The 20,275-nt window shown below is 53.2% G+C and carries 19 protein-coding genes and 1 other annotated feature; of the genes, 13 read left to right on the top strand and 6 right to left on the bottom strand.

Features of this window, described 5'->3' with window-relative positions; translation table 11 throughout:
- Nucleotides 1-24: 24 nt before the first annotated feature.
- Nucleotides 25-1,692 carry an energy-dependent translational throttle protein EttA gene (gene ettA, locus OGV98_RS20470; protein ID WP_003845630.1) on the bottom strand — a complete coding sequence of 556 codons (1,668 nt, stop codon included), beginning with the start codon at nt 1,690-1,692 and terminating at the stop codon, nt 25-27.
- A 331-nt stretch (nt 1,693-2,023) separates the two neighbouring features.
- On the opposite strand from ettA, the gene sltY reads away from it, so the two are divergent.
- The gene (sltY, locus tag OGV98_RS20465; RefSeq protein WP_196614818.1) at nt 2,024-3,961 is read left to right on the top strand and encodes a murein transglycosylase; all 1,938 of its coding nucleotides are present in this window, start codon (nt 2,024-2,026) and stop codon (nt 3,959-3,961) included.
- Nucleotides 3,962-4,050: 89 nt separating this feature from the next.
- Nucleotides 4,051-4,377, top strand: coding sequence for a trp operon repressor (gene trpR, locus OGV98_RS20460; protein WP_003837292.1), 327 nt, complete (start codon nt 4,051-4,053; stop codon nt 4,375-4,377).
- A 55-nt stretch (nt 4,378-4,432) separates the two neighbouring features.
- Here trpR and yjjX read toward each other — a convergent pair whose 3' ends face one another.
- On the bottom strand, nt 4,433-4,948 hold the full coding sequence (gene yjjX / locus OGV98_RS20455) for an inosine/xanthosine triphosphatase (protein WP_003019009.1): 516 nt from the start codon (nt 4,946-4,948) through the stop codon (nt 4,433-4,435).
- Nucleotides 4,949-5,000: 52 nt separating this feature from the next.
- Here yjjX and gpmB point away from each other — a divergent pair, with 52 nt between their 5' ends.
- The gene (gpmB, locus tag OGV98_RS20450) at nt 5,001-5,648 is read left to right on the top strand and encodes a 2,3-diphosphoglycerate-dependent phosphoglycerate mutase GpmB (RefSeq protein WP_003019006.1); all 648 of its coding nucleotides are present in this window, start codon (nt 5,001-5,003) and stop codon (nt 5,646-5,648) included.
- Here the strand turns inward: gpmB and robA are convergent.
- On the bottom strand, nt 5,645-6,514 hold the full coding sequence (gene robA / locus OGV98_RS20445; protein WP_003837295.1) for an MDR efflux pump AcrAB transcriptional activator RobA: 870 nt from the start codon (nt 6,512-6,514) through the stop codon (nt 5,645-5,647). The genes gpmB and robA overlap by 4 nt on opposite strands.
- 211 nt (nt 6,515-6,725) lie before the next feature.
- On the opposite strand from robA, the gene creA reads away from it, so the two are divergent.
- From creA to creD, 4 genes are read left to right on the top strand one after another with little or no spacing between them, the layout of a single operon-like run.
- Nucleotides 6,726-7,199 (top strand): protein CreA, encoded by a 474-nt coding sequence (gene creA, locus OGV98_RS20440; RefSeq protein WP_003018998.1) that lies wholly within the window; start codon nt 6,726-6,728, stop codon nt 7,197-7,199.
- A gap of 12 nt (nt 7,200-7,211) precedes the next feature.
- Nucleotides 7,212-7,901, top strand: a complete 690-nt coding sequence (gene creB, locus OGV98_RS20435) for a two-component system response regulator CreB (RefSeq protein WP_003845635.1) — start codon at nt 7,212-7,214, stop codon at nt 7,899-7,901.
- Entirely contained in the window at nt 7,901-9,325 is a 1,425-nt protein-coding gene (gene creC / locus OGV98_RS20430; protein ID WP_123977449.1) for a two-component system sensor histidine kinase CreC, read from the top strand. Before creB ends, creC begins: the two co-directional genes overlap by 1 nt.
- A gap of 57 nt (nt 9,326-9,382) precedes the next feature.
- Nucleotides 9,383-10,744 (top strand): cell envelope integrity protein CreD, encoded by a 1,362-nt coding sequence (creD, locus tag OGV98_RS20425; RefSeq protein ID WP_061549253.1) that lies wholly within the window; start codon nt 9,383-9,385, stop codon nt 10,742-10,744.
- A gap of 60 nt (nt 10,745-10,804) precedes the next feature.
- Here creD and arcA read toward each other — a convergent pair whose 3' ends face one another.
- On the bottom strand, nt 10,805-11,521 hold the full coding sequence (gene arcA, locus OGV98_RS20420) for a two-component system response regulator ArcA (RefSeq protein ID WP_001194359.1): 717 nt from the start codon (nt 11,519-11,521) through the stop codon (nt 10,805-10,807).
- Nucleotides 11,522-11,616: 95 nt separating this feature from the next.
- On the opposite strand from arcA, the gene yjjY reads away from it, so the two are divergent.
- The 6 genes from yjjY (at nt 11,617) to thrC (ending at nt 17,882) form a co-directional block, all read left to right on the top strand.
- A complete protein-coding gene (yjjY, locus tag OGV98_RS20415; RefSeq protein WP_042998021.1) occupies nt 11,617-11,757 on the top strand; it encodes a YjjY family protein in 141 nt (46 codons plus the stop codon).
- Nucleotides 11,758-12,155: 398 nt separating this feature from the next.
- Nucleotides 12,156-12,842 carry a tRNA/rRNA methyltransferase gene (locus OGV98_RS20410; RefSeq protein ID WP_003018988.1) on the top strand — a complete coding sequence of 229 codons (687 nt, stop codon included), beginning with the start codon at nt 12,156-12,158 and terminating at the stop codon, nt 12,840-12,842.
- Nucleotides 12,843-13,048: 206 nt separating this feature from the next.
- Nucleotides 13,049-13,175 (top strand) — a sequence feature (Thr leader region).
- Nucleotides 13,054-13,119 (top strand): thr operon leader peptide, encoded by a 66-nt coding sequence (thrL, locus tag OGV98_RS20405; protein WP_032337689.1) that lies wholly within the window; start codon nt 13,054-13,056, stop codon nt 13,117-13,119. It overlaps the preceding feature by 66 nt.
- Before the next feature lie 23 nt (nt 13,176-13,198).
- Nucleotides 13,199-15,661: a bifunctional aspartate kinase/homoserine dehydrogenase I gene (gene thrA, locus OGV98_RS20400; RefSeq protein WP_016149523.1), complete on the top strand. Its 2,463-nt coding sequence runs from the start codon at nt 13,199-13,201 to the stop codon at nt 15,659-15,661.
- A gap of 1 nt (nt 15,662) precedes the next feature.
- Entirely contained in the window at nt 15,663-16,592 is a 930-nt protein-coding gene (gene thrB, locus OGV98_RS20395; protein WP_196614819.1) for a homoserine kinase, read from the top strand.
- A 3-nt stretch (nt 16,593-16,595) separates the two neighbouring features.
- Complete coding sequence (gene thrC / locus OGV98_RS20390; RefSeq protein WP_003018980.1) at nt 16,596-17,882, top strand: threonine synthase; 1,287 nt, start codon at nt 16,596-16,598, stop codon at nt 17,880-17,882.
- An 84-nt stretch (nt 17,883-17,966) separates the two neighbouring features.
- Here the strand turns inward: thrC and yaaA are convergent, their stop codons facing one another.
- Together yaaA and OGV98_RS20380 are read right to left on the bottom strand one after the other, a co-directional pair.
- Complete coding sequence (gene yaaA / locus OGV98_RS20385; protein WP_003018978.1) at nt 17,967-18,740, bottom strand: peroxide stress protein YaaA; 774 nt, start codon at nt 18,738-18,740, stop codon at nt 17,967-17,969.
- A gap of 77 nt (nt 18,741-18,817) precedes the next feature.
- Nucleotides 18,818-20,248 (bottom strand): alanine/glycine:cation symporter family protein, encoded by a 1,431-nt coding sequence (locus tag OGV98_RS20380; protein WP_003845646.1) that lies wholly within the window; start codon nt 20,246-20,248, stop codon nt 18,818-18,820.
- Nucleotides 20,249-20,275 lie beyond the last annotated feature (27 nt).

The raw sequence follows: 20,275 nt of genomic DNA, 5'->3' as shown, positions 1-20,275 counted from the left end.
CCGCCATCCGGCACTTAACGCTAATTACTTAGAAATACGCTTGTACTTAATACGCTTCGGCTCCAGCGCATCGGCGCCCAGCGTGCGTTTCTTGTACTCTTCGTATTCGGTAAAGTTACCTTCGAAGAACTCAACCTTACCCTCATCCTGATAATCCAGGATGTGGGTCGCGATACGGTCAAGGAACCAACGGTCGTGCGAGATAACCATCGCGCAACCCGGGAACTCCAGCAGGGCGTTTTCCAGCGCGCGCAGGGTTTCGATATCCAGGTCGTTGGTTGGTTCATCGAGCAGCAGCATGTTGCCGCCAACCTGCAGCAGCTTCGCCAGGTGCAGACGGCCACGCTCACCGCCGGACAGCTCGCCGACGCGTTTACCCTGATCCACACCTTTGAAGTTAAAGCGGCCCACATAGGCACGGCTTGGCATTTCGGTGTTGCCGATCTTCATGATATCCAGCCCGCCGGAAACTTCTTCCCACACGGTTTTGCTGTTATCCATTGCGTCACGGAACTGGTCAACGGAGGCCAGCTTCACGGTTTCGCCCAGCGTGATGGTGCCGCTGTCAGGCTGTTCCTGACCGGACATCATACGGAACAGGGTTGATTTACCCGCGCCGTTCGGACCGATGATGCCGACGATAGCGCCTTTCGGTACCGAGAAGCTCAGATCGTCGATCAGCACGCGATCGCCGTAAGATTTACGCAGATTAGTGACTTCAACGACTTTATCGCCCAGACGTGGTCCAGGTGGGATAAACAGTTCGTTGGTTTCGTTACGTTTCTGGTATTCAGTGTTGTTCAGTTCTTCAAAGCGTGCCAGACGGGCTTTGCCCTTAGACTGACGGCCTTTCGCGCCCTGACGAACCCACTCCAGCTCTTTCTCAATGGATTTACGGCGAGCCGCTTCCTGAGAGGCTTCCTGGGCCAGACGCTGATCTTTCTGCTCCAGCCAGGAAGAGTAGTTACCTTCCCACGGAATACCTTCACCACGGTCCAGCTCCAGGATCCAGCCGGCAACGTTGTCGAGGAAGTAACGGTCGTGGGTAATTGCCACTACGGTACCTTCGAAGTCGTGCAGGAAGCGTTCCAGCCACGCGACGGATTCGGCGTCCAGGTGGTTAGTCGGTTCGTCGAGCAGCAGCATGTCTGGTTTTTCCAGCAGCAGGCGGCACAGCGCGACGCGGCGGCGTTCACCACCGGAAAGATTTTCAATTTTGGCATCCCAGTCCGGCAGACGCAGAGCGTCAGCGGCACGCTCAAGCTGCACGTTCAGGTTATGACCGTCGTGCGCCTGAATGATCTCTTCAAACTTGCCCTGTTGCGCGGCCAGCTTATCGAAGTCGGCGTCCGGTTCGGCGTACTTGGCGTACACTTCATCCAGACCTTTCAGGGCGTTAACCACTTCGGCAACCGCTTCTTCCACGGATTCACGAACGGTATGTTCCGGGTTCAGTTTTGGTTCCTGCGGCAGGTAACCGATTTTAATGCCTGGCTGCGGGCGAGCTTCACCTTCAATTTCGGTATCAATGCCAGCCATGATGCGCAGCAGGGTAGATTTACCCGCGCCGTTCAGACCGAGAACACCGATTTTGGCGCCAGGGAAGAAGCTCAGTGAGATGTTTTTAAGAATATGACGTTTCGGCGGAACGACCTTGCCGACACGATGCATGGTATAAACGAATTGGGCCACGTTGGACTCGCCTCTATGTTTATCCCGTCATACTTCAAGCCGCAGATGCGTTGGCTGTGTCGTTCACCCCAGTCACGTACTTTTGTACGCTCAGGGGATTCACTTCCTCGCCGCCTTGCTGCAACTTGAATTATTTAGGGCTAATTATTGGTAAATAGTTATCAAAGGCGAAGTGTAGCCTTTTTCATTGTCCAATCCCAGCCAGCAGATCCCACTCGCAACAAAAGTAAAAAAGTGTCCGTGACGTGGCGCATTCTGCAATGTCTGGTTAGCATGAATGAATTAAGCGGCATGATGCTGCACAGACGCAACATGAGAAGAGGAAGAGCTTGTGGACAAAGCCAAACAATTTACCTGGCGCCTGCTGGCTGCCAGCGTATGTCTGCTGACGGTCAGTCAAGTAGCGCGAGCGGATTCCCTGGATGAGCAGCGCAATCGCTATGCGCAAATTAAGCAGGCCTGGGATAACCGACAGATGGATGTCGTAGAGCAGATGATGTCTGGCCTGAAGAACTATCCTCTGTATCCTTATCTGGAATATCGCCAGATCACTGACGATCTGATGAATCAGCCCACCATTACCGTCACCAATTTTGTGCGCGCCAACCCGACGCTGCCCCCGGCGCGTACTCTGCAATCTCGTTTCGTGAATGAACTGGCGCGCCGCGAAGACTGGCGTGGGCTGCTGGCGTTCAGTCCGGAAAAACCGGGCACCACCGAAGCGCAATGTAACTATTACTTCGCGAAATGGAGTACCGGACAAACTGAAGAAGCCTGGCAGGGGGCGAAAGAACTGTGGCTGAGCGGAAAAAGTCAGCCGAACGCCTGTGACAAATTATTCGGCGTATGGCGTGCCTCAGGCACTCAGGATCCGCTGGCGTATCTGGAGCGTATTCGTCTGGCGATGAAAGCCGGGAATACCGGACTGGTCACGGCGTTGGCCGGACAGATGCCCGCGCAATACCAAACCATTGCTTCAGCGATCATCGCGCTGGCCAACGATCCGAATTCGGTAATGACCTTTGCTCGCACCACCGGCGCAACGGATTTCACCCGACAGATGGCGGCGGTCGCCTTTGCCAGCGTGGCGCGTCAGGATGTGGAGAATGCCCGCCTGATGATCCCTTCCCTGGTGCAGGCGCAACAGCTTAATGACGAGCAAACCCAGGAGCTGCGCGACATTGTCGCTTGGCGTCTGATGGGCAATGACGTTACCGACGAGCAGGCCAAATGGCGTGATGATGCGATTATGCGCTCCAACTCCACCTCGCTTGTGGAGCGCCGGGTGCGCATGGCGCTGGGAACCGGCGATCGTCGTGGCCTGAATACCTGGCTGGCGCGTCTGCCAATGGAAGCCAAAGAAAAAGATGAGTGGCGCTACTGGCAAGCGGATCTGCTGCTGGAGCGCGGACGCGATGCGGAAGCCAAAGAGATCCTGCACCAACTCATGCAGCAGCGCGGTTTCTATCCGATGGTGGCGGCACAGCGCCTGGGCGAAGAGTACGAGCTGAAAGTGGATAAAGCACCAGCGAACGTTGATTCTGCGCTGACTCAGGGCCCGGAAATGGCACGCGTCCGCGAGCTAATGTACTGGAACATGGATAATACTGCGCGCAGTGAATGGGCGAATCTGGTCACCAGCCGTACCAAGTCCGAGCAGGCTCAGTTGGCGCGTTACGCGTTCAATAATCACTGGTGGGATCTAAGCGTTCAGGCGACGATCGCCGGAAAACTGTGGGATCATCTGGAAGAGCGCTTCCCATTGGCCTATAAAGATCTTTTTACCCGTTACACCAGCGGCAAGGATATTCAGCCAAGCTATGCGATGGCGATAGCGCGTCAGGAAAGCGCCTGGAACCCGAAAGTGAAATCACCGGTTGGCGCAAGCGGGCTGATGCAGATTATGCCGGGTACGGCGACGCATACGGTGAAAATGTTCTCGATTCCAGGTTACAGCAGTCCGAGCCAGCTATTGGATCCTGATACCAACATCAACATCGGAACCAGCTATTTGCAGTACGTGTATCAGCAATTTGGCAATAACCGCATCTTTGCGTCAGCGGCCTATAACGCCGGCCCGGGGCGCGTTCGCACCTGGCTTGGCAATAGCGCTGGCCGCATTGATGCCGTCGCGTTTGTCGAGAGTATTCCGTTCTCAGAAACGCGGGGTTATGTGAAGAACGTGCTGGCTTACGATGCGTACTATCGCTATTTCCTCGGCGATAAACCGGAGTTGATGAGCGACGCAGAATGGCAACGTCGTTACTGATCGTGTCGATTGTGTTATGCTATCGTACTCGTTAAAGAGTACAAAAGGGGGAGGCAAGCACGCTTCCCTCGCAACGATGGCGATATCTTATGACTCAGCAATCACCCTATTCAGCAGAGATGGCAGAACAACGTCACCAGGAGTGGTTACGTTTTGTCGATCTGCTTAAACACGCCTACGAACAAGATTTACACCTGCCACTGCTCAATTTGATGTTAACGCCGGATGAGCGTGAAGCGTTGGGCACGCGTGTGCGTATCATTGAAGAGCTGCTGCGCGGTGAGATGAGCCAGCGTGAGCTTAAAAACGAGCTCGGGGCGGGGATTGCTACTATTACGCGAGGGTCGAACAGCCTCAAATCCGCACCGGTGGATCTGCGTCAGTGGCTGGAACAGGTGTTGCTCGGGAAAAATTGATCCGCCGGATGTGGCTTTGCCTTATCCGGCCTACGATTGAACAACCGGCACAATGCTATAAATATACCGCGTTATGAAACGGGCTGAGCGCCAGAATCACCGCCTGGTGGTAGACGCTCGAGCGCGTCAGCTTACCCGCGGTAAAGACGCCGATTGCGCCCTCTTTACGGCCAATCTCATCAATACCTGTATAGTCCGACATCACCGGGCCGAGTGCTTCACCTTTGCGGACTCTGTCGAGAATGACAGTAGGCAATGGCAGCGTGGCTGAACGGGCTTCACCGCGCTGGATGCCGTTATCAATTACTACCCAACTGAAGGTGGCATCGTCGTCAATTCCTGCTTCAATGGCGACCCAGAAATCAGCCTGTGGGTGCTGGCGGCGAGCGTTATCAACGCGATTTCGTGCGCCAGTGCGCGTTTCCTGGTTTCCGAAAGGTTGTTCCGGCACGCCACTCTCGACGGCGACGGGTTCAATATGGCAGGATCCTTCCCCGAAAATCTCTTCAAATGCCCGCAGAATTGCCTGAATTTTGGCAGGATTGGTGGTCGCAGAGATAACCTTGTGCATAATTAAGCTCAGTTTGAAAATTCATCGCATCGCAGTATAACGGAAAAAAAGCATGTTACAGGTATACCTTGTTCGCCATGGCGAAACGCAGTGGAACGCCGAGCGACGTATTCAAGGCCAGTCAGACAGCCCACTAACCGCTAAAGGTGAACAGCAAGCCATGCAGGTGGGTGAACGCGCTCGCTCGTTTGGTATTACGCATGTCATCAGTAGCGATCTTGGTCGTACACGACGCACCGCAGAAATCATCGCCCAGGCCTGTGGCTGTGATATCACCTATGACTCCCGTCTGCGCGAGCTAAATATGGGTGTGCTGGAAAAACGTCACATCGATACGCTGACGCCGGAGGAAGAGGGCTGGCGTCGCCAGTTGGTGAACGGTACGGTGGATGGTCGTATCCCGGAAGGGGAATCGATGCAGGAATTGAGCGATCGCGTCAACGCAGCGCTGGCATCCTGTCTGGAATTGCCGCCGGGAAGTCGCCCGCTGCTGGTCAGTCACGGTATCGCGCTGGGTTGCCTGGTGAGTACAATTCTTGGATTACCGGCATGGGCTGAACGTCGCTTGCGTCTGCGCAACTGTTCTATTTCTCGCGTTGATTACCAGGAAAGCTTATGGCTGGCGCCGGGATGGGTCGTTGAAACGGCAGGGGACATCTCACATCTGGACGCCCCTGCGTTGGATGAACTACAGCGCTAGCGGCGAATCGGAATCAGGAATTCGCAGCGCAGGTTGATCGGGCGATCTCCCGCTTTGGCATCTTCTGCCGGGTAATATCGCTCGATATCCTGTCCTTTACGGCGCGTCAGGTTCAGCATTGGCATGCATGTGCCGTAAACCGTCAGGATAAACTCTTGCACGCCGGTTCCCAGCCCTTCGTAGGTAAACATCACGTACTCGCCACCCTGTAACAGGATAGGCTGCGCCGACGGCACATAGCCATTGGCCTGTTCCGGCGTCAGTGCAGTGGTGTAAAACACTTCCTGCTCGTCATCTTTTTCAATGCTCGGACGCGTTTCGTTAAGTCCGTACAGCACCGGTGGGATCGCAGGAGCCTGACTGAGGAAGTCGCGCCAGAACTGAATACGCATTTCATGACGGAAATCTGAAATCTGTTCCAGCGAGCAGGAATAGCTTTGCGTGGTGCCGAGTAGTTGCGTATCTTCCAGGGTGACAAACTCGTGCGCAGGCATCGCAAATTCACCCAGGCGCATTGGCGGGCGAATACCAAACGCACTCCATTCCGGGGAGCGACGATACAGCGCAGGCGTTTGGGAAAACTGTTTCTTGAACGCGCGAGTAAAGGTTTGTTGAGAGTCGAAGCGATATTGCAGCGCAATATCCAAAATTGGGCGCGCAGTCAGGCGCAGCGCCACTGCAGATTTCGATAAACGACGGGCGCGGATATAGGCGCCAATAGCATGGCCCGTCACGTCCTTAAACATTCTCTGCAGGTGCCACTTGGAATAGCCCGCTTTTGCCGCCACATTGTCAAGCGACAAAGGCTGATCCAGATGACCTTCCAGCCAGATTAATAGGTCGCGAATAATGCCAGCCTGATCCATAAAATATCCTCATCCTTTCAACAACGAGTACCTGACGTCAGGTATGAGGATAATAGCATTTTTTGCTGTTTTAGCATTCAGTGTTTTTTTTGCTCATAAATGCTTTTTTCGGACATACGAAAGCGTGATTATTGTAATCCTGTGATCTGTATACGTTTTATCTTAGAATGTCGAATAATTGCACAGAGTAACTTTTAAAAATGGTAACAATATGAAATATAAGAGCTTAGTCATTTCCTCAATTCTGCTGATGTTGGCGCAGGTTGCCCATGCGGAGCAGATTGGATCTGTCGATACGGTGTTCAAAATGTTCGGCCCGGATCATAAAATTGTGGTCGAAGCGTTTGACGATCCGGATGTTACCAACGTGACCTGCTACGTGAGTCGGGCGAAGACTGGCGGCATCAAAGGTGGTCTGGGGCTGGCGGAAGATACCTCCGATGCCGCCATTTCCTGCCAGCAGGTTGGGCCGGTAGAACTGAGCGACAGAATCAAGAACGGTAAAGCTCAGGGCGAAGTGGTATTTAAAAAACGTACCTCGCTGGTGTTTAAATCTTTACAGGTCGTGCGTTTTTACGATGCGAAACGTAATGCGCTGGCCTATCTGGCTTATTCAGATAAAGTCGTCGATGGATCGCCCAAAAATGCCATTAGCGCGGTACCCATCATGCCGTGGCGGCAATAACAAGGAAGCACAATGCAACAGCCGTTGATCTGGTTGGTTGAGGATGAGCAGGGAATCGCTGATACGCTTATCTACATGCTGCAGCAAGAGGGGTTTAGCGTAGAGGCGTTTGAGCGCGGATTTCCCGTGCTGGAGAAGTCTCGCCAGCAATGCCCTGATGCCATCATTCTGGATGTCGGGCTACCGGATATAAGCGGTTTTGAACTGTGCCGACGTTTACTTGAACGCCACCCGGCGTTGCCGATCCTGTTTCTGACCGCACGCAGCGATGAAGTGGATCGCCTGTTGGGGCTGGAAATTGGCGCGGATGATTATGTTGCCAAGCCTTTCTCGCCGCGTGAAGTGTGCGCTCGTGTGCGTACGCTGCTGCGGCGGGTGCAAAAATTCTCCACGCCTTCATTGACAACGCGCTGTGGGGATTTTGAACTTAATGAGCTGGCCGCGCAGATCACCTGGTTCGGCATGCCGTTGAACCTGACGCGCTATGAATTCCTGCTGCTGAAAACACTGCTGATGTCGCCGGGACGTATTTACTCCCGCCAACAACTGATGGATTTAGTCTGGGCCGATGCGCAGGATACCTTTGACAGAACGGTCGATACCCACATCAAAACGCTGCGCGCCAAGCTGCGGGCCATCAACCCCGAGCTTTCCCCCATCAATACGCATCGCGGTATGGGATACAGCCTGAGGAGCGCCTGATGCGCATTGGCATGCGTTTGCTGCTCGGCTATTTTATGATTGTTGCCGTCGCTGCCTGGTTCGTTCTGTCTATCTTTGTGCAGGAAATTAAGCCAGGCGTCCGTCGAGCGACTGAAGGCACATTGATTGATACCGCCACGCTGCTGGCTGCGCTGGCGCGTGATGACTTACTCTCTGACACCCCCGCCAACGGCAAGCTGGCGCAGGCCTTTTCGCAACTGCATAACCGCCCATTCCGCGCCAATATCAGCGGCATTAACAAAGTACGTAATGAATACCATGTCTACATGACGGACGCGCAGGGCAAGGTGGTGTTTGATTCAGCTAACCAGGCCGTCGGTCAGGACTACTCCCGCTGGAACGACGTGTGGTTAACGTTACGTGGGCAGTATGGCGCTCGTAGTACGCCGCAAAACCCGGATGATCCGGAAAGCTCGGTGATGTACGTTGCCGCGCCGATTGTAGACGGTGGTCGTATTATCGGTGTGCTCAGTGTCGGCAAACCAAATGCAGCGATGGCGCCGGTGATTAAACGCAGTGAACGGCGAATGCTGTGGGCCAGCGCCGTATTGCTGGGTATTGCCCTGGTGATTGGCTTCGGGATGGTATGGTGGATAAACCGCTCCATTGCCCGGCTGGCGCGTTATGCCGATTCCGTTACTGAGAATCGCCCCGTCCCACTGCCTGATTTAGGCAGTAGCGAGTTACGCAAACTGGCGCAGGCGCTGGAAAGTATGCGTCTGAAGCTCGAAGGCAAGAACTACATTGAGCAGTATGTCTACGCGTTAACCCATGAGCTGAAAAGCCCGCTGGCGGCCATTCGTGGCGCGGCAGAGATACTGCGCGAAGGTCCGCCGCCAAACGTGGTAGCGCGCTTTACCGATAATATTCTGACGCAAAATGCGCGCATGCAGGCGCTGGTTGAAACCTTGTTACGTCAGGCGCGACTGGAGAATCGGCAGGACATTACGTTGACGCCAGTGGCGGTAGATGCGCTGTTTGCTCAGCTTAAAGAGGCGCGTAGCGTGCAGCTGGCGGCAAAAAACATCACGCTGACCATTCTGCCTTCATCGCTTAGCGTCGCAGCCGATCCCGCGTTACTGGAGCAGGCATTGGGGAATTTACTCGACAACGCTATCGACTTTACGCCACAGGACGGGATGATTGTGCTGAGTGCACATCAGCACGAGGATCGGGTCACGTTGCAGGTTACCGACAGCGGTAGCGGGATCCCTGACTTTGCGTTGCCGCGTATTTTTGAGCGCTTCTACTCGCTGCCCCGCGAGAATGGACACAAGAGCAGCGGTTTGGGGCTGGCGTTTGTCAGTGAAGTTGCACGACTGCATGAAGGCGCGGTGACATTATCTAACCGACCAGAGGGCGGTGCACAAGCTTCGTTTACGCTTCACCGTCACTTCACATAACTTCAAATTCTCCGCACATAGCTGTTCTACCTTGCTGATATTGCAAAGGAGAACGCTATGTTGAAATCACCCCTGTTCTGGAAAATCGTCACTCTGGGTGGCGCCATGCTGCTGCTGTTAATTCCCCTGACAATGGTCAGGCAGATAATCGTAGAGCGATCGGATTATCGCAATGACGTTGAAGATGCAATCCGCCAGAGCACCAGCGGACCGCAAAAGATGGTCGGCCCGTTGATAGCCATTCCGGTGACAGAGCTTTATACCTCGCTGGAGGATGGCAAAGAGATCCAGCGTAAGCGAAGCTATATCCATTTCTGGCTGCCGGAGTCGTTGGTGGTTGAGGGGAGTCAGAACGTTGAAGCGCGTAAAATCGGTATTTATGAGGGCCAGGTCTGGCACAACGATATCTCGGTGAAGGCCGAGTTTAACGCTGAACGTTTGCGTGATTTAAACCATCCCAACGTCAGCGTCGGCAAACCATTTATCGTGGTTGGAGTGGGGGATGCGCGCGGGATTGGTGTGGTGCAAGCGCCGCAGGTCAATGGAACATCGCTGGCGGTTGAGCCGGGGACGGGGTTGGATGGACGTGCGCAGGGGATCCACATTCCGTTACCCGACGCGAGCTGGGCGGAGCAAAACCTGAGCATGACGCTGTCGCTGAATTTGAGCGGAACAGGAGATTTCTCCGTTGTTCCGGTTGGCCGTAACAGTGAAATGACCTTAACCAGCAATTGGTCGCATCCCAACTTTCTTGGGGATTTTCTTCCGGCTAAGCGCGAAATCAGTGAGTCTGGATTCAATGCACAGTGGCAAAGCAGTTGGTTTGCCAATAACCTCGGCGAACGCTTTGATGGCGAAAAGATTGGCTGGGAGGGAATGCCTGCATTTAGCGTCGCTGTCGCCACGCCTGCGGATCAATACCAACTGACGGACAGGGCGACAAAATATGCCATTTTGCTGATTGTGCTGACCTTTATGTCTTTCTTTGTCCTTGAAAGCATGACCAGCCTTCGACTGCACCCGATGCAGTACCTGCTGGTGGGATTATCGCTGGTGATGTTTTATCTGTTGCTGCTGGCGTTGTCAGAACATATTGGTTTTACCGCCGCGTGGATTACGGCGAGTCTGGTGGGGGCGTTGATGAACGGTGTGTATCTGCAGGCGATATTACAGGGTTGGCGTAAGAGTATTTTGTTCACCGTAGCGCTGCTGGGGCTGGATGGTGTGATGTGGGTGTTGCTCCGTTCACAGGACAGCTCTTTACTGCTGGGAACCGGCGTGCTGTTGGTCGCGTTGTGTGGCGTGATGTTCCTGACGCGTCATCTTGACTGGCACTCGCTGGCACAGCCAAAACCAAAGCCGACAGAAATTCCGGAGTCTCAGCCTGCGCAGAGTGACGAGTTTCGCTTATGGAAATAGGGTTGTGGTGAAATGAAAAACGGCGCATATTGCGCCGTTTTTTTACCTGTGAGGATCGAATTAATCCTGCAGGTCGCCGCAGAAACGGTAGCCTTCACCGTGAATGGTGGCGATGATTTCTGGCGTATCCGGCGTTGATTCGAAATGTTTACGAATGCGGCGGATAGTCACGTCAACGGTACGGTCATGCGGCTTCAGTTCGCGACCGGTCATTTTTTTCAGCAGTTCTGCGCGAGACTGGATTTTGCCCGGATTCTCACAGAAGTGAAGCATGGCGCGGAATTCGCTGCGTGGCAGTTTATACTGCTCGCCATCAGGACCAATCAGAGAGCGGCTGTTGATGTCCAGCTCCCAGCCATTGAACTTGTAGCTCTCGACGCTACGGCGTTCTTCGCTGACGGTACCCAGGTTCATGGTACGCGACAGCAGGTTACGAGCACGGATAGTCAGCTCGCGCGGGTTAAACGGCTTGGTGATGTAATCGTCTGCGCCGATTTCGAGGCCGAGAATTTTATCGACTTCGTTATCACGGCCCGTCAGGAACATCAGCGCAACGTTAGCTTGTTCGCGGAGTTCGCGCGCTAACAGGAGGCCATTTTTCCCAGGCAGATTGATATCCATAATCACAAGGTTGATGTCATATTCAGAGAGAATCTGATGCATTTCCGCGCCATCTGTCGCTTCGAATACATCATAGCCTTCTGCTTCGAAAATGCTTTTCAACGTGTTGCGTGTTACTAACTCGTCTTCAACGATAAGAATGTGCGGGGTCTGCATGTTTGCTACCTAAATTGCCAACTAAATCGAAACAGGAAGTACAAAAGTCCCTGACCTGCCTGATGCATGCCGTAAATTAACATGATCGGCGTAACATGACTAAAGTACGTAATTGCGTTCTTGATGCACTTTCCATCAACGTCAACAACATCATTAGCTTGGTCGTGGGTAGTTTCCCTCTGGACCCGACAGTGTCAAAAACGGCTGTCATCCTAACCATTTTAACAGCAACATAACAGGCTAAGACATGCCGGACACCCAATAAAACTACGCTTCGTTGACATATATCAAGTTCAATTGTAGCACGTTAACAGTTTGATGAAATCAACGTATCCAAATGTTTGCTTTCATCACAAAATTGCAATATTACAACTAGTTGCACGCGCTAATTAATAAATGTAATGAATCCAACCAATGCGATCCATTTTAAATTAAATTATCATGGATAAACAGAAGGATATGCAACTTTTGTTAACATAAAAGGCAATAGTTCAGCCTGGAAATAGTTTAGCATTTTTTACCGGATGCGAAATGCTTTTTCAGTGATTTCTGTTAAAAATATGTAAATTCGCGCTGCGTAATATGTTGATGCACGTCACATTATTACCTGCACATAGGCTAAAAGAGTATCGAAATGCGTTTAACAATTATTCTGGTTGCCCCCGCCAGAGCGGAAAATATTGGTGCGGCAGCCCGTGCGATGAAGACCATGGGATTCACCCAGTTGCGGATCGTTGACAGCGAGGCCCACCTGGAACCTGCCACGCGATGGGTTGCGCATGGCTCGGGTGATATTATTGATAATATTAACGTTTTTCCAACGTTAGCCGAGGCGCTTCACGACGTGGATTTTACCGTCGCGACCACGGCGCGCAGCCGCGCGAAGTTTCATTATTACGCTACGCCGGTCGAACTGGTTCCCCTGTTGCAGGAAAAATCAACGTGGATGGATCACGCCGCGCTGGTTTTTGGTCGTGAAGATTCGGGGCTGACCAACGAAGAATTGGCTCTGGCGGATGTCCTCACCGGGGTACCGATGGTGGCTGACTATCCATCACTCAATTTGGGGCAGGCGGTGATGGTGTATTGCTATCAATTAGCAGGTTTAATACAACAACCGGCCAGAAACATTGAGATGACGGATGAGCATCAGCTACAGGCATTGCGCGAACGTGTTTTGCGTTTATTAGCCACGCTGAACGTTTCTGACGACATTAAGTTGACGGACTGGCTGCAACAGCGAATGGGTCTGTTAGAGCAGCGAGACACGGCAATGTTGCACCGTTTTTTACATGATATAGAAAAAAATCTAACAAAATAAAGTTTTGATCAATGTTTGTTGTGCAGTGTTTTGCTCTGGTTTCAAGTGGGCGAGACATGCTGTATTGGTTGAAAGTAAAAGGGCAAGCAGTCGCTCATGAACAAGTTTCGGAATGTGATCAATTTAAAAATTTATTGACTTAGGTCAGCAGATACTTTAACCCTAAAAGAATACAAGACAGACAGATAATAATTACAGAGCACACAACATCATGAAACGCATCAGCATCACTATTACCACAACCATCACCATTACCACAGGTAACGGTGCGGGCTGACGCGTACAGGAAACACAAGAAAAAGCCCGCACCTAAACAGTGCGGGCTTTTTTTTCGACCAAAGGCAATGAGGTAAACCATGCGAGTGTTGAAGTTCGGCGGTACATCAGTGGCAAATGCAGAGCGCTTTCTGCGGGTTGCCGATATTCTGGAAAGCAATGCCAGACAGGGGCAGGTCGCGACCGTGCTCTCTGCCCCCGCAAAAATTACCAACCATCTGGTGGCGATGATTGAGAAGACCATCGGTGGTCAGGATGCTTTAGCCAATATCAGCGACGCCGAACGTATTTTCTCTGAGCTATTGGTGGGTTTGGCCGCCGCGCAGCCGGGTTTTCCGTTGGCCCCGCTCAAAGCCTTTGTTGAACAAGAGTTTGCCCAGATTAAACACGTCCTGCATGGCATCAGCCTGTTGGGACAGTGCCCGGACAGCATCAATGCCGCGCTTATCTGCCGTGGCGAAAAAATGTCGATCGCCATCATGGCAGGCCTGCTGGAAGCGCGCGGGCACAACGTGACGGTCATCGATCCGGTGGAGAAATTGCTGGCAGTCGGCCATTACCTCGAATCTACCGTTGATATCGCCGAATCTACGCGCCGCATTGCCGCCAGCCGTATTCCTGCGGACCACATGATTTTGATGGCCGGATTTACCGCCGGGAATGAGAAAGGTGAGTTAGTGGTGCTGGGGCGTAATGGCTCCGACTACTCTGCCGCCGTACTGGCCGCCTGTTTGCGCGCTGATTGTTGTGAGATCTGGACCGATGTTGACGGCGTATATACTTGCGATCCGCGCCAGGTACCCGACGCCCGACTGCTGAAGTCGATGTCTTATCAGGAAGCGATGGAGCTTTCTTACTTCGGCGCCAAAGTGCTGCACCCGCGCACCATTACCCCTATTGCCCAGTTCCAGATCCCTTGCCTGATTAAAAATACCGGCAATCCACAAGCGCCAGGCACGTTGATTGGCGCCAGCAGTGATGACGACGATTTGCCGGTAAAAGGTATTTCTAATCTCAATAACATGGCGATGTTTAGCGTTTCCGGCCCAGGAATGAAAGGCATGGTGGGTATGGCGGCACGCGTTTTTGCCGCAATGTCGCGTGCGGGCATCTCGGTAGTGCTGATCACCCAATCCTCTTCCGAATACAGCATCAGCTTCTGCGTCCCGCAGGGCGACTGCGCGCGTGCGCAACGCGCCATGCAGGATGAATTCTACCTCGAACTGAAAGAAGGCCTGCTGGAGCCGCTGGCGGTAACTGAGCGTCTGGCTATCATCTCTGTTGTTGGCGATGGTATGCGTACTCTGCGTGGCATTTCGGCGAAATTCTTTGCCGCGCTGGCTCGCGCGAACATCAATATCGTGGCGATCGCTCAGGGTTCGTCTGAGCGTTCTATTTCAGTGGTGGTGAACAACGACGACGCGACCACCGGCGTTCGCGTGACCCATCAAATGCTGTTCAACACCGACCAGGTGATTGAAGTGTTTGTGATTGGCGTAGGCGGCGTGGGCGGTGCGCTACTGGAGCAGCTTAAACGTCAGCAAACCTGGCTCAAAAAGAAGCATATCGATCTTCGCGTGTGCGGCGTGGCGAATTCGAAGGCTCTGCTGACCAACGTCCATGGTTTGAATCTGGAAAACTGGCAGGCGGAGCTGGAAAGCGCGAAAGAGCCATTCAACCTTGGGCGCTTAATTCGCCTGGTGAAAGAATATCATCTGCTTAATCCGGTGATTGTCGACTGTACGTCAAGCCAGGCGGTGGCGGATCAGTATGCTGATTTCCTGCGCGAAGGCTTCCATGTGGTTACGCCGAACAAAAAGGCCAACACCTCGTCGATGGATTACTACCATCAGCTGCGTTTTGCCGCCGCGAAGTCCCGGCGTAAATTCCTCTACGACACCAACGTGGGCGCAGGCTTGCCGGTAATTGAAAACCTGCAAAACCTGCTCAGCGCAGGTGATGAATTGCAGCGTTTCTCCGGTATTCTTTCCGGCTCGCTGTCGTTTATTTTCGGCAAGCTGGATGAAGGCATGAGCTTCTCGCAAGCCACCACCATGGCGCGTGAGATGGGCTATACCGAGCCCGATCCGCGTGACGATCTTTCCGGCATGGATGTGGCACGTAAGCTGCTGATCCTCGCCCGTGAGACCGGTCGTGAGCTGGAGCTTTCAGACGTGGTCATTGAGCCAGTTCTGCCAAACGAGTTTGATGATTCTGGTGATGTATCCGCGTTTATGGCGAAATTGCCACAGCTGGATGACGTCTTTGCCGCGCGCGTGGCGAAAGCCCGTGATGAGGGAAAAGTATTGCGTTATGTTGGCAATATCGAAGAGGACGGCGTTTGTCGCGTGAAAATTGATGCAGTAGACGGCAACGATCCGTTGTTTAAAGTGAAAAACGGTGAGAACGCGCTGGCATTCTATAGCCACTACTATCAGCCGTTACCATTGGTTCTGCGCGGATATGGCGCGGGTAACGACGTGACGGCAGCGGGCGTCTTTGCCGACCTGCTACGCACCCTTTCATGGAAGTTAGGAGTCTGACATGGTGAAAGTTTATGCCCCGGCTTCCAGTGCCAATATGAGCGTCGGGTTTGATGTGCTTGGTGCGGCAGTAACTCCGGTGGACGGTTCGCTGTTGGGTGATGTGGTGTCCGTTGAGGCGGCTGATCAGTTCAGCCTGAACAACCTTGGGCGCTTTGCCAACAAGCTGCCGTCAGAGCCGCGCGAAAATATTGTCTATCAGTGTTGGGAGCGATTCTGCCAGGAGCTGGGTAAAACGGTTCCGGTGGCGATGACGCTGGAAAAAAATATGCCGATTGGCTCCGGGTTAGGCTCCAGTGCCTGTTCCGTCGTGGCGGCGTTAGTCGCTATGAACGAACACTGCGGTAAGCCGCTCAACGATACGCGCCTGTTGGCGATAATGGGCGAGCTGGAAGGGCGTATCTCCGGCAGTATTCATTACGATAATGTTGCCCCGTGCTTTTTGGGCGGTATGCAGTTAATGATCGAAGAAAACGGCATTATCAGCCAGCAGGTGCCAGGCTTTGATGAGTGGCTATGGGTACTGGCGTATCCGGGGATTAAAGTGTCGACGGCAGAAGCGCGGGCGATTCTACCTGCGCAGTATCGCCGTCAGGACTGTATCGCCCACGGGCGACATCTGGCTGGATTTATCCATGCCTGCTATTCCCGTCAGCCTGGGCTTGCCGCGAAGCTGATGAAGGACGTCATTGCTGAGCCGTATCGTACCCGCTTGCTGCCTGGCTTTAGTCAGGCGCGTCAGGCGGTAACAGAAATTGGCGCGCTGGCCAGCGGGATCTCCGGGTCAGGGCCGACGCTGTTCGCCTTGTGCGATAAGCCGGATACGGCGCAGCGCGTAGCAGATTGGCTGAGTAAAAATTACCTGCAAAATCAGGAAGGCTTTGTTCATATTTGCCGGCTGGACACGGCGGGCGCACGGGTACTGGGATAATCAATGAAACTGTATAATCTGAAAGATCATAACGAGCAGGTCAGCTTTGCGCAGGCCGTCACGCAAGGGCTTGGCAAGAATCAGGGATTGTTTTTTCCGCACGATCTACCGGAATTCAATCTGACAGAAGTGGATGAGATGCTGAACCAGGACTTCGTTAGCCGCAGCGCGAAGATCCTGTCCGCATTTATTGGTGATGAGATCCCTCAGGAAATTCTGGAAAAACGCGTGCGTGCTGCATTTGCTTTTCCGGCACCGGTTGCTCAGGTTGCCGCAGATGTCGGCTGTCTGGAACTGTTCCACGGCCCTACGCTTGCATTTAAAGACTTTGGCGGGCGCTTTATGGCGCAAATGCTGACGCACATCAGCGGCGACAAGCCGGTAACCATTCTGACGGCGACCTCAGGTGATACCGGCGCGGCGGTTGCACATGCCTTTTATGGCCTGAAAAATGTGCGCGTGGTGATCCTCTACCCGAACGGCAAGATCAGCCCATTACAGGAAAAACTGTTCTGTACGCTGGGCGGTAACATTGAAACTGTAGCGATTGATGGCGATTTTGATGCCTGCCAGGCGCTGGTGAAACAGGCGTTTGATGACGAAGAGCTGAAGGTGGCTCTGGGACTGAACTCGGCTAATTCAATTAACATCAGCCGTCTGCTGGCGCAAATCTGTTACTACTTTGAGGCTGTGGCTCAGCTACCGCAAGAGGCGCGGAATCAGCTGGTGATTTCTGTTCCCAGCGGTAACTTTGGCGATCTGACCGCCGGGCTGCTGGCGAAATCACTGGGCTTGCCGGTGAAGCGTTTTATCGCGGCGACTAACGTTAACGATACGGTTCCGCGTTTCCTTGCTGAAGGTGAGTGGGCGCCGAAAGCGACTCAGGCGACGTTATCGAATGCGATGGATGTCAGCCAGCCGAACAACTGGCCGCGCGTGGAAGAACTGTTCCGCCGTAAAATCTGGCGTCTGAATGAGCTGGGTTATGCCGCCGTTGATGATGCCACGACTCAGGACACCATGCGTGAGTTACATGAGATAGGCTACACCTCAGAACCGCATGCGGCGGTGGCTTACCGTGCGCTGCGTGACCAACTGAACCCTGGCGAGTACGGCCTGTTCCTTGGTACTGCGCATCCGGCGAAGTTTAAAGAAAGCGTTGAAGAGATTCTTGATCTGACGCTGGCGTTGCCAAAAGAGCTGGCGGAACGCGCGGACTTGCCGCTGCTTTCTCATCACCTGCCTGCTGATTTTGCGCAACTGCGTAAGCTGATGATGACCCGCAGTTAACGGTGGTGCCCGCTGGCGCTTTGCTTAGCGGGCCTACAAAACCTGTAGGCCGGATAAGGAGTTAGCCGTCATCCGGCATGTAAATTATTGCTCGTGGCGTTTAAACACCAGTTCGCCGTTTCCTGACGCTTCTTCATCAAAGAAATAGCCTTCGCTGTTAAATGCGGTCAGCTGTTCCGGCTGCGTTAAGCGGTTCTCAATGATGTAGCGGCTCATCAGGCCGCGCGCTTTCTTGGCATAAAAGCTGATGACTTTGAACTTGCCGTTTTTCTCGTCGAGGAAGACTGGTTTAATCAGCTCGGCATTGAGCTTTTTCGGCTTCACGGATTTAAAATACTCATCCGAAGCGAGATTAATCACCACGCTGTCGCCTTGTGCTTCAAGTGCTTCATTAAGTTTATCGGTGATGATATCTCCCCAGAACTGGTAGAGATCTTTACCCTTCGCATTGGCCAAACGAATGCCCATCTCCAGACGATAAGGCTGCATCAAATCCAGTGGACGTAGAACGCCGTACAGTCCGGACAACATCCGTAAATGCTGCTGAGCGAAGTCGAAATCCGCCTCGCTGAAGGTTTCAGCCTGCAGCCCGGTATACACGTCGCCCTTAAATGCCAGAATGGCCTGGCGCGCATTGTCCGGCGTGAAGTCAGGCTGCCAGTCATGGAAACGCGTGGCATTCAAATCCGCCAGTTTGTCGCTAATTCCCATCAGCTTGCCAATCTGCGGCGCAGAGAGCTGGCGCGCCACATGGATAAGCTGCTGAGAGTGATCCAGCAGTTCGGGTAGCGTATGGCGTGTTGTTGCCAGCGGACTTTGGTAGTCGAGCGTTTTTGCAGGTGAAATCAGAATCAGCATATCCAGTCCTTGCAGGAAATTTACTGCGACTTTAGCAAAAAAAACGACAGATTTGATCGATGGTTGTGATTGCCGCGCTATCCGCGCGGCGTTTCATCCCAGCTTTCGGGGGCAAGCTGTTGTCTGATATCAGGATAACGGTGCGGATCGAATTCCGGGCGCACCCCGAGTTTACGCTGGCGCAGATAATCGCTGGCGATGGTATGGACAACCGGAGAAAGCAGCAGAATCGCTGTCAGGTTAGTAATGGCCATACAAGCCATAATGATATCGGCCAACTGCCAGACCAGCGGGAAGCTGACAAACGTTCCGCCGATAATGGTGCTAATGGTAGCGATTCGCAATAGCCAGATGATGCGCATATTGTCCAGTTTCAGAAAGACGAGATTGTTCTCCGCATAGATGTAGTTGGCGACGATCGAGCTAAAGGCAAACAGAATCACAATAAAAGCCACGAATCCGGCTCCCCATTCTCCCGTCAGCGTTACCATTGCTTTTTGAAGTAACTGGATGCCTTCCATTGGCACATAGCTGGTGCCATTGCCTGCCAACAGAATAATCATCGCGCTAGCCGTACAGACCACGAGAGTGTCGCCTAATACCCCAATCATTTGCACAATGCCTTGTGCCGCAGGATGCGGTGGCCAGGAGGCGGCCGATGCAGCTGCATTCGGCGTAGATCCCATTCCGGCTTCGTTAGAAAACATGCCGCGCTGAAAACCGTTGGCAATAGCCTGGCTTAGCGTATATCCGGCCGCACCCGCTGCTGCTTCCTGCCAGCCAAAGGCGCTTTTTATAATGGTGACGATAATGTCGGGAAGCTGCCCGATATGCCACAGACAGATGATGATGCTACTTCCAACCCACAGCAGTGCCATCATCGGAACGAACCATTGCATCAGGCGTGCGACGCCTTTAATACCGCCGACGATGACCAGTAATGACACTATTGCCAGTGCGATACCGGAGAAGAGGGGAGGGATGTCAAAAGCAAAGGTCAACGCACGAGAGACCGAGTTCGCCTGAACGCTGTTAAAAATCAGTCCATAGGCAATCAGTAAAAAGATGGCAAAAAGGACGCCCATCCAGCGCATGCCCAGACCACGTGCCATATACCACGCAGGACCACCGCGGAACTGTCCTTTGCTATCGCGTTCTTTATACAGTTGGGCAAGTGAGCACTCGGCGAATGACGTTGCCATACCAATGACCGCTGAGACCCACATCCAGAAAATGGCTCCAGGGCCGCCAGCGGCGATCGCCAACGCTACGCCGGCCAGGTTCCCGCTACCGATACGCGCGGCAAGGCTGGTGCACAGAGCCTGAAAGGAAGTTAAACCGCCCGGCTGCGGGCTAATGCTGTTTTTAAGACTTGTGCCAAACTGGCGAATGTAGCGGAACTGCACGAACCCTGTACGCCAGGTGAACCAACATCCTGCGCCAAGCAGGAGGTAGATCATCACCGATCCCCAGAGTATTTCATTAATAAATGAGAAAAAATCAGGCATTAACATCCCTCTTGTTGATGCCGGTAA

It is taken from the genome of Citrobacter sp. Cf136 (genome assembly GCF_030333815.1).
Taxonomy (GTDB): domain Bacteria; phylum Pseudomonadota; class Gammaproteobacteria; order Enterobacterales; family Enterobacteriaceae; genus Citrobacter; species Citrobacter freundii.
This window is presented reverse-complemented; position numbering and strand designations above follow the sequence as displayed.

Coding starts and splice junctions, on each gene's coding strand:
- trpR (WP_003837292.1), top strand. CDS start 4,051: ATGACTCAGCAATCACCCTATTCAGCAGAGATGGCAGAACAACGTCAC.
- yjjX (WP_003019009.1), bottom strand. CDS start 4,948: ATGCACAAGGTTATCTCTGCGACCACCAATCCTGCCAAAATTCAGGCA.
- gpmB (WP_003019006.1), top strand. CDS start 5,001: ATGTTACAGGTATACCTTGTTCGCCATGGCGAAACGCAGTGGAACGCC.
- robA (WP_003837295.1), bottom strand. CDS start 6,514: ATGGATCAGGCTGGCATTATTCGCGACCTATTAATCTGGCTGGAAGGT.
- creA (WP_003018998.1), top strand. CDS start 6,726: ATGAAATATAAGAGCTTAGTCATTTCCTCAATTCTGCTGATGTTGGCG.
- creB (WP_003845635.1), top strand. CDS start 7,212: ATGCAACAGCCGTTGATCTGGTTGGTTGAGGATGAGCAGGGAATCGCT.
- creC (WP_123977449.1), top strand. CDS start 7,901: ATGCGCATTGGCATGCGTTTGCTGCTCGGCTATTTTATGATTGTTGCC.
- creD (WP_061549253.1), top strand. CDS start 9,383: ATGTTGAAATCACCCCTGTTCTGGAAAATCGTCACTCTGGGTGGCGCC.
- arcA (WP_001194359.1), bottom strand. CDS start 11,521: ATGCAGACCCCGCACATTCTTATCGTTGAAGACGAGTTAGTAACACGC.
- yjjY (WP_042998021.1), top strand. CDS start 11,617: ATGACTAAAGTACGTAATTGCGTTCTTGATGCACTTTCCATCAACGTC.
- OGV98_RS20410 (WP_003018988.1), top strand. CDS start 12,156: ATGCGTTTAACAATTATTCTGGTTGCCCCCGCCAGAGCGGAAAATATT.
- thrA (WP_016149523.1), top strand. CDS start 13,199: ATGCGAGTGTTGAAGTTCGGCGGTACATCAGTGGCAAATGCAGAGCGC.
- thrB (WP_196614819.1), top strand. CDS start 15,663: ATGGTGAAAGTTTATGCCCCGGCTTCCAGTGCCAATATGAGCGTCGGG.
- thrC (WP_003018980.1), top strand. CDS start 16,596: ATGAAACTGTATAATCTGAAAGATCATAACGAGCAGGTCAGCTTTGCG.
- yaaA (WP_003018978.1), bottom strand. CDS start 18,740: ATGCTGATTCTGATTTCACCTGCAAAAACGCTCGACTACCAAAGTCCG.
- OGV98_RS20380 (WP_003845646.1), bottom strand. CDS start 20,248: ATGCCTGATTTTTTCTCATTTATTAATGAAATACTCTGGGGATCGGTG.